Here is an 8,238-nt window from a genome sequence, read left to right as displayed (position 1 = left end):
CCCCCGCCGGCAGCGTCCGGGGCCGCTCCCGGCGGTGCCGGTGGTGCGTCGTTGTGGTCATGCCTCCACCAACGCGGCGGAACCGCCGCTCCGTCGTCTCCCGACGGACGGCACCGCGCCTACGTACGGGGGCGTAGGCGGTGTACGCGCCATCGCCGTTATCGGAGTCGGGGGTGTCCGTGGTGGTCGACCCCTGGACACAACTGTTGTTCTGGGAGCCGCTGTCCCCGCTGATCCGCCGACCCGCCCGGGTAGGCGGATCAGCGGGGACAGTATCGCCCCGACCCCGTCATCGGCCTGTCGGTTTCCCTCGTCGTTTCGAGATCCGGGCACTGCGGTTTCGAGACCGATTCGCGTGCGGTCGACGATCGCGTCAACACGCCAGCCGCATATCCGTGCTCCGTCTTCCCACACTTTCCGATATCCCGACGGAAGGAGTCGGACCGGTCCCGTACGTCCGCGGTGGCGTAGGTTGGACGCCGGTGCGCGCCCGCCGGGCCGGGCCCGAGCAGAGGGAAGGGTCCTCGAAGCGGTGGAGACGACGGGGGTGCGGACGCCCGACGGGGGAGGCCCCGGCGGCGGGTCGGGCGCGGCGCCGCGGCAGTGGACACGGGTCGCGGTCTTCGCCGTGTGGCTGGTGCTCGTCGCCGTGGCCGGTCGCCACGCCACCGACCTCGCGGTGCTCAGGGACTGGATCGACGCGGCGGGGGCAGCCGGACCCGCCGTCTACCTCCTCGGCTACGTGGTGGCCGTGCTCCTGCTGGTCCCGCGTCCGCTGCTGAACGCCGTCGCGGGTCTCGTCTTCGCCACCTGGCCGGGTATCGCGGTCGCGCTCACCGGCGGAGTCCTCAGCGCGCTGGTCCAGTTCGGCACCGCCCGCCTCCTCGCCCGGGACTTCGTGGAGGCGCGGCTCCCCTTCGCGCTCCGCGCCCGCCTCGACCGCACGATCGACCGGCACGGCCTCCTGGCGGTCATCCAGCTGCGCTTGTTCCCCCTCGTCCCCTTCTCCGCGGTCAACTACGGCCTGGGCGTCACGGGGCTGCGCGTCGTCCCGTTCGCCGCGGGTACCGCACTGGGCGGCCTGCCCGCGACCGTGGCCCTCGTGGTGCTCGGCGAATCCGCCACCGACCCGTTGTCCCCGGGGTTCCTCGCCTGTGCCGCGCTCGTCGCCGTGCTCATGGTCGGGAGCAGGGTGGTCGGCGTGTACGGCCGACGGTCACAGCGCGCGCGAACGTCCTCCGGGGGCGCCGTCGGGACGGGGTGAGCCGCCCGGGACGACCACACTCCTTGACACGGTTCCGGACAACCCCCATTATCATACCGACCAGACGGTATGCCACGGGGGCGGAGTCGACGCCGCCTCCCAGTGCACGCTCACGGCGCCGCACGCCGGTTCGTGGACACCTGGTGAGGAGAGGAAGAACGTGGACGTCGAGGAGTACCCGATCGACCCGCGCACCCGGCGGGGTGTGACCCGATGACCGACGAGCGCCAGGTCGACGCCGTCGTGTTCGACTACGGCGGCGTCCTCACCCGCCCGGTCCGGGACACGATCGCCGCCTGGATGAAGTCCGACGGGATCGACCCGGAGTCGTTCACCCGTGCCCTCAGGGCCTGGCTCTCACGCGACGCCCCGGACGGCACCCCGATCCACCGGTTGGAGACCGGGGAGCTGTCCGTGGAGGAGTTCGACGCCCTGTTCGCCGCCGAACTCGGCACCGTCGACGGCAGACCGGTCGACCCCGTCGGCCTGCTCGGGCGGCTGTTCGCCGGAATGCGCCCCGACCCGGCGATGTACGCCCTCGCCGAGGAGCTGCGCGGCCTCGGCCTCCGGGTGGCGCTGCTGTCCAACAGCTGGGGCAACACCTATCCCCGGGAGCGGATCGACGCGCTCCTCGACCCGGTCGTGATCTCCGGGGAGGTCGGCCTGCGCAAGCCGCACGCCCCGATCTACGAGCTGACCCTCGACCGGCTCGGCCTGCCCGCCGAACGTGTGGTGTTCGTCGACGACGCCGAACCCAACGTGCTCGGCGCCCGGGCGGTCGGTATGCGGGCCGTCCCGCACACCGACGCCGGGTCCACCCGGGCGGCCCTGGCCGAACTCGTCCCCGACCTGCCGGGGCGGTCACCGGCCGGGTGAAAGGTCTGGGTCGGCGCGGTGTCCGCCGCGCCGGTCCACGGTCGGCGGCGTGTACACGGAAGGAGCCGCCCCGCGGGTCCCGGTTTCGGGTCCCACGGGGCGGCGGGGCACGGAAAGGGGCTACCGCGCCGAAGGCGTCCGTTGAGGGTGTCCCACCCCTCCGCGAAGCGGCTCCTGGGCGGTGGCGGGCGACGGGTGGGCCGCGGCAGCGCCCCGGTCAGACCCGGACCGAACGCGACGCGCCCCCGTCCCGTGTGTCGGCCCCGGCCGCTCCGGCGGAGGACGGGCGGGCCGGTTCGAGCGCCAACTCCAGCACCCGGCGCACGTCACTGACCGCGTGCACGGTCAGCTGCCCCAGCACCTCCTCCGGAACGTCGTCCAAGTCGGGCTCGTTGCGCTCGGGGATCAGGACGGTGGTGATCCCCGCCCGGTGCGCCGCCAGCAGCTTCTGCTTCGCCTGCGCCGATCGGCCCACCATCGGCGCGAACGCAAAGTGGGGGCCACCGCCCGGAACGGTGACCCCCAGTGACACTTCCGCTACGCGGCCACGCGCTCCGTGCTGTGCGCGGGCTCAAGCGCGATTTCCAGAACCTCCCGGACATCACTCACAGGGTGAACCGTGAGCTGTTCCAGCACTTCATCCGGAACGTCATCCAGGTCCGGCTCGTTGCGGGCCGGAATGATCACGTTCTTGATTCCGGTGCGCAGGCTCGCGAGAAGCTTCTGCTTGACGCCGCCGATCGGCAGCACCCGGCCGGTCAGCGAGACCTCACCGGTCATCGCCACGTCCGCGCGGGCGGGCCGCCCCGACAGCAGCGAGGCCAGGGCGGTCGTCATGGTGATGCCCGCGCTCGGCCCGTCCTTGGGGACGGCGCCCGCCGGAACGTGCAGGTGGACGCCGCGCTCCTTGAGGTCACCCACAGGCAGCTCCAGTTCGGCGCCCCGGGCCCGCAGGTAGGACAGGGCGATCTGCGCCGACTCGCTCATCACGTCGCCGAGCTGACCGGTCAGCGTCAGCCCGCCCGCCCCGGACTCGGGATCGGCCAGCGACGCCTCCACGAACAGCACGTCTCCCCCGGCCCCGGTCACCGCCAGACCGGTGGCCACGCCCGGCACCGAGGTCCGGCTCGCCGACTCCGGCGTGTGCCTCGGCCTCCCCAGGTAGCCGCGCAGGTCGCCGGTGTCCACCCGGACCGGCACCTCCCGCTCCCCGAGGGCCGCGGCCGAGGCCACCTTGCGCAGGATGCGGGCGATGGTCCGCTCCAGGCCGCGCACACCGGCCTCGCGGGTGTACTCAGCGGCCAGCGACCGCAGCGCGTCCTCGGTGACCTCCACCTCGGGTTCGCCATCGTCCGAGACCAGCCCGGCGCGTTCGACCTGCCTGCGCAGCAGGTGGTCGCGGGCGATCGCGACCTTCTCGTCCTCGGTGTAGCCGTCCAGCTCCACCAGCTCCATCCGGTCCAGCAGCGGGCCGGGGATCGTGTCCAGGGCGTTGGCGGTGGCCAGGAACACCACGTCTGAGAGGTCGAGGTCGACCTCCAGGTAGTGGTCGCGGAACGTGTGGTTCTGCGCCGGGTCCAGCACCTCCAGCAGCGCCGCCGTGGGGTCGCCGCGGAAGTCGGAGCCGACCTTGTCGATCTCGTCCAGGAGCACCACCGGGTTCATCGACCCGGACTCCTTGATCGCCCGGACGATCCGGCCCGGCAGGGCGCCCACGTAGGTGCGGCGGTGGCCGCGGATCTCGGCCTCGTCCCGCACGCCGCCGAGCGCCACCCGGGTGAACCGGCGGCCCATGGCGCGCGCGACCGATTCGCCCAACGAGGTCTTTCCGACCCCCGGAGGCCCGACCAGGGCGAGCACGGCGCCGCTGCGGCGCCCGCCGATGACGCCCAGTCCCCGGTCCGCGCGGCGCTTGCGCACGGCCAGGTACTCGGTGATCCGGTCCTTGACGTCCGTCAGGCCCGTGTGGTCGGCGTCCAGGACCTCGCGGGCCCCGGCGATGTCGTAGGCGTCCTCGGTGCGCTCGTTCCACGGCATGTCCAGGACGGTGTCCAGCCAGGTGCGGATCCAGCCCGACTCCGGTGAGGAGTCGCCGGCCCGCTCCAGCTTGTCGACCTCGTCGAGTGCGGCCTTGCGGACGTGCTCGGGCAGGTCGGCCTCCTCCACCCGCGCCCGGTAGTCGTCCTCCTCGCTGCCGGGGCGGCCGTCGAGCTCGTTGAGCTCCTTGCGGATGGCCTCCAGCTGCCGCCGCAGCAGGAACTCGCGCTGCTGCTTGTCGACGCCCTCCTGCACGTCGCGGTCGATGCTCTCGGTGACGTCCAGCTCCGCGAGGTACTCACGGGTCCACTCGGTGAGCAGGTGCAGGCGGTCGAGGACGTCGTAGGTCTCCAGCAGTTCGAGCTTGCGCTCGGCGGTCAGGAACGGCGAGTAGCCGCCCCGGTCCGCGAGCCGGCTGGGGTCGGTGATCTGCTGCACGCCGTCCAGGACCTGCCAGGCTCCGCGCTTGTGCAGGTAGGTGGTGAGCAGCGACTTGTACTCGCGGGCCGCCTCCAGCACCTTGCCCGGGTACTCACCCTGCGGCTCGGTGTGCACGGTGGCCAGCACCCACAGTGCCGCGCCGGGGCCGGTGGTTCCGCTGCCGACGCGGGCCCGGGCCGTGCCGCGGAGCACGGCGGCGGGGGTTCCCTCGGGGGTGCGTCCGACCTGTTCGACGATGCCGACGGTGCCCACGGCGGCGTAGGAGCCGTCCACGCGCGGCACGATCAGGACCTCGGGCCCCTTCGCGGAGTCACGGTGACCGCCCGACCGCGCGACGGCCTGCGCGGCGTCGACGGCCGCGCGCACCTCGGGTTCGGTCATGTCGACAGGGACGACCATGCCCGGCAGGACGACGTCGTCGTCGAGGGGGAGCACCGGGAAGGTCACGCTGGCGGGAGTCTCACTCATGAATCCTCCTAGTTGAGTTAAACAGACTCAATAAAAAGGAGTCCGATTATCTTCCCATACACGTGTTCGCCCTCAGCGATCACCCCGCACGGCCGTCGGCGCGGGCGGTCCGGATCCGCCGATCAACCAGTTGAGGCGGGTGTCACCCGTCCCTGGCATCGGGGCCGTGTCCGTTCGCGAGAGGCTCAGGCGGAACCTCGAACAGGCCATGCGGGAACGAGTCGGCTCCCCGGAGCTCCTGGACCGCTACGCCCCGCGCCGGGCGTGACGTGCGGGAAGGCCGTCTCCGGGCATCCGGAGGCCCGGGTTGACCTTGCCCCTGGGGGAAGGTGTCTGCTGGGCGTGGCCCATCCGAGACACGGGTGGCGACCACGAGGAAGACGATGACCGCATTCACGGTCGAGCAGCGGGCCGAGCGCCCCTGGGTCGGCGTTTCGATGACGGCCGAACTCGCACGCTGGGACCTGGTGAACGCCCACGTCCCGCGGATCTACGGCGCCCTGGCCGCGGCGGGCGGGACCGCGCGGGGCGGGCCGATCTACCAGTATCACCGTCTGAAGACGGCCGCCGACCCGATGGACGTCACGGTCTGCGTTCCCGTACCGGCGCGCGTGGAGATCGGCGCAGGGTTCGACACCGGCGTGATCCCGGCCGGCCGCTACCTGGTCGCGCGCCCGGAGGGCGGCCCGGACGCGCTCGCGCGGACCCACCGGGACATGTGGGAGTGGGCGCAGGTGCAGGGTCTGGAACTGGCGATCGACGAACGGGCCGACAGCATCCACTGGCACGCGCGTACCGAGCAGTTCCTCACGGACCCGCAGACCGAGCCGGATCGGAGCAAGTGGGCCGTCGAGGTCGCATACTTGCTCACATGAGAGAGACCGACGCGAGGCTGTCGATCGGGGAGTTCAGCCGCCTCACCTGGCTCTCCCCCAAGGCGCTGCGCCTGTACGAGCGGCGCGGGCTGCTCATGCCCGACGCCGTCGACGAGTACACGGGGTACCGCCGCTACCGCCCGTCGCAGGCGGAGCGCGCCCGCACGATCGCGCTGCTGCGCCGCGTGGGTATGCCGCTGGAGCGCATCGGCACGGTCCTGGACGCCACCGCCGACGAGCGACGCGAGCTCCTCGACGCGTACCGGACCGACGTGGTCCGTGCGCACGAGCGCGCGGTCGCGCTGCTCGACGGCCTCGCGGACGGTCTCCTCGAGGACCGGTCGTCCTCCGCGGAGAACGCGCCGCGGGTGTCGAGTCGCGACGTCGCCGCGCAGCCGTTCGTCTCGCGCACGGTGCGCACGACCGCCGCGGACCTGCCCCTGCACGTCGAGCGCGCCGCGGCCGAACTCGCGCAGCGGGCCGGTGCGGCGGTCGACCGGTCGGGGCCCCTGGTCATCGTCTACCACGGTGAGGTGAGCTGGGAGTCGGACGGACCCGTCGAGGTGCGTGTGCCCGTCACCGGCCGATCGAGCGCGGACGGCGTCGAACCCGCCGGGGCCGAGCTGTTCGTCGACGTACCGTACGGCGAGGTCCAGTTCCCCACGATCCTGCGCGCCTTCGACGCGGTCCGCGATGCCGCGACGCACCACACGCGCCGCCCGTCCGGATCGCCGCGCGAGATCTATCTCGACGGGGACCCGTTCCGGTGCCAGGTCGCGCAACGCTACGTCCGGCCCCGGGGCTGAGGACATCGTTCGCGCACCGGGGGCATCCCCCGTGTTGGGGGCGCGTCATTCCTCACGGCCGAGAATCACCGCGTGGAAGGGGCCTGGCGGCCCAGGGGCCGGAACCCGCCGGAGCGGTCGCGGGGCCGGGTACACCAGGCTCCGGGCTTCGCTGAGCCACAAGTGCGCTCCCACATCGGCTCGGCACGCGAGCACGGTGGCGTTCGAAGCGGTGTTCAGGGCGTTCACCGGGTGGTTGTAGACGCCGCCCGCCCCCCGTATCGGTGTGACCAGCACACGCACACTCCCACGCCTCCGAATACTTACGCTTCGACAGGTTCGCGGCGAAGCCGCTTACCCGGGAGGGCACGGGAGAACGCGGAATTTCATGGCCGCTTCCGGACAAGGACGCGAAACCAATCCTCGAAGAAGCGTTCTTCGAGTTCAGGAGACGTTTCGAACCTTCCCCTGACGCAAAAACCGCCCGCGCCCTCGACCTTCGGGAATCCGCCATCGAACGCCGCCTTGTTCCCGCACACCATGTCGTTATAGTGGTGAGCCCTTCTTGAAGAGCGACCCTCACGGCATCACGAAGCTTTCCCCCGGAGCCGAACGGGAGCACCTTTGACGGATATCGAAACCCTCACCTCCCAGGTTTTCCCATATGTGAAAGACGCGGTCAGCGCCTACGGGCAGGCGGTGCTGTCCACGTCCGAGGACGCGACGGCGAGCGCCACCGTGCGGCACGGTCAACGGTTGCTGGCGGCCATCCTCAGGCGCGGAAAATCCGAGCCGGAGGTCGAAAGCGCGGTCAGGAAGCTCGGACGGGCGCCGGAGGACACCGACGCCGCCGAGGAACTCCGCGACCAGATCAGGCGGACCCTGCGGGAGGACCCGGATCTGGCCAGGAGCCTGGCCGCCATGAACACGCAGACCTCCTCGGTCAACGTGTCGGGCCACCACAACGTGGGCGTGGGCGGAAACCATCAGGGCGCGATCCACATAGGCGACAGCACCAGCAACATGCACCACAACGTTCACCACACGGTGCACAACAACATGCATGAGCGGAGGATCAGCGGTTTCTCCATCGCGGCGCTCGTCCTGGGACTGTTGGGCTTCCTCATCCTGCCCATCCCCGTCGCCATCGTCCTCGGCCTCATCGCCCTCACCCGCGTGCTCCGGGCGCCGTCCTCGGCCCAGCCCCCGGGCGGCGGCCAGGCGGACGGCGGCGCGACCGGTCCCGGAGGAGTGCCGACCGCCACCAGCCCCCAGGGGTCGGTGGCGGGCCCCGCGAATTCGACCAGTGCGAACTCCGCACCCGCGGCCCACGGCGCGCCCCGACCCTCCGATCCCACCGGGTCCGCCAACGACGCGGCGACCGCCGCTCCCGACGGATCCATGGGACGGACCGGCCCTTCCAACGCCGGCACGGACCCGGTCTCACCGACCGCACCGTACAGACCCCCCGCACAGGCGGATCCCACCGCCG

Annotated in this window: 6 protein-coding genes and 1 pseudogene; 5 read left to right on the top strand and 2 right to left on the bottom strand. The window is 71.9% G+C overall.

All coding sequences use genetic code 11. From position 1 onward, the window contains the following. Positions 1 to 547: 547 nt before the first annotated feature. On the top strand, positions 548 to 1,264 hold the full coding sequence (locus D471_RS0125060; RefSeq protein ID WP_241479707.1) for a TVP38/TMEM64 family protein: 717 nt from the start codon (positions 548 to 550) through the stop codon (positions 1,262 to 1,264). A gap of 213 nt (positions 1,265 to 1,477) precedes the next feature. Continuing rightward, entirely contained in the window at positions 1,478 to 2,140 is a 663-nt protein-coding gene (locus D471_RS0125055; protein ID WP_017601159.1) for an HAD family hydrolase, read from the top strand. Between the two features lie 217 nt (positions 2,141 to 2,357). On the opposite strand, the gene D471_RS0125050 is transcribed toward D471_RS0125055, so the two are convergent. Both D471_RS0125050 and lon read right to left on the bottom strand, forming a co-directional pair. After that, a complete protein-coding gene (locus D471_RS0125050) occupies positions 2,358 to 2,618 on the bottom strand; it encodes a S16 family serine protease (RefSeq protein ID WP_206538974.1) in 261 nt (86 codons plus the stop codon). 59 nt (positions 2,619 to 2,677) lie between these two features. After that, a complete protein-coding gene (lon, locus tag D471_RS0125045; RefSeq protein ID WP_017601157.1) occupies positions 2,678 to 5,086 on the bottom strand; it encodes an endopeptidase La in 2,409 nt (802 codons plus the stop codon). Positions 5,087 to 5,469: 383 nt separating this feature from the next. Between lon and D471_RS36080 the strand changes: the two genes are divergently transcribed. From D471_RS36080 to D471_RS41185, 3 genes and pseudogenes are all read left to right on the top strand, one after another. Then, the gene (locus D471_RS36080; RefSeq protein WP_017601156.1) at positions 5,470 to 5,961 is read left to right on the top strand and encodes a GyrI-like domain-containing protein; all 492 of its coding nucleotides are present in this window, start codon (positions 5,470 to 5,472) and stop codon (positions 5,959 to 5,961) included. Then, on the top strand, positions 5,958 to 6,767 hold the full coding sequence (locus D471_RS0125035; protein WP_017601155.1) for a MerR family transcriptional regulator: 810 nt from the start codon (positions 5,958 to 5,960) through the stop codon (positions 6,765 to 6,767). Before D471_RS36080 ends, D471_RS0125035 begins: the two co-directional genes overlap by 4 nt. 645 nt (positions 6,768 to 7,412) lie before the next feature. Continuing rightward, a pseudogene (locus tag D471_RS41185) lies at positions 7,413 to 8,238 on the top strand (DUF4190 domain-containing protein); the annotation flags it as partial.

The sequence above is a fragment of the Nocardiopsis lucentensis DSM 44048 genome (assembly GCF_000341125.1).
Taxonomy (GTDB): Bacteria; Actinomycetota; Actinomycetes; order Streptosporangiales; family Streptosporangiaceae; genus Nocardiopsis; species Nocardiopsis lucentensis.
Note: the sequence above shows the minus strand (reverse complement) of the source record. Positions and strands in the feature narration are given on the sequence as shown.